This window comes from Bradyrhizobium sp. 14AA (genome assembly GCF_054185205.1).
In genome coordinates, this window is the sequence record NZ_JAVAYM010000098.1 from 1 (window position 1) to 520 (window position 520).

Sequence of the window (520 nt, forward strand, 5' to 3'; positions counted from 1 at the left end):
GGCGATAGTAGCCTTCCGCTTACGCTGAAAAAACAGACAGTAAAAACTGTCTGCACAACGAAGTATGACGACGATATGTACAAATGTACACAAGCTTGCTAATGTTTACCTCTCGCTTCTATTTTCTGGCCTGACGCTATGACCGTCCTCTCCTCACGTAACGCCTTAAAACGCCGTACCTGGGCGCTGTTTATGTTCTTCTTTTTACCCGGACTGCTGATGGCCTCCTGGGCAACCCGACCGCCTGCTATTCGGGATATTCTTTCCGTCTCTACCGCGGAAATGGGGGCGGTCTTATTCGGGCTTTCTATCGGTTCAATGAGCGGTATTCTTTGTTCCGCCTGGCTGGTGAAACGATTTGGCACCCGGAAGGTTATTCGCACGACGATGACCTGCGCAGTAACCGGGATGGTTATTCTTAGCGTCGCGCTGTGGTGCGCCTCGCCGCTGATTTTTGCCCTTGGATTAGCCGTTTTCGGCGCCAGTTTTGGTGCCGCCGAAGTGGCGATTAATGTCGAAG

Annotated in this window: 1 protein-coding gene; it reads left to right on the forward strand. The window is 51.9% G+C overall.

Features of this window, described 5'->3' with window-relative positions:
- Nucleotides 1-138: 138 nt before the first annotated feature.
- Nucleotides 139-520, forward strand: a 382-nt coding sequence (locus tag RAD15_RS43490) for a hypothetical protein (protein WP_458184810.1), incomplete at its 3' end; no start/stop codon positions are given.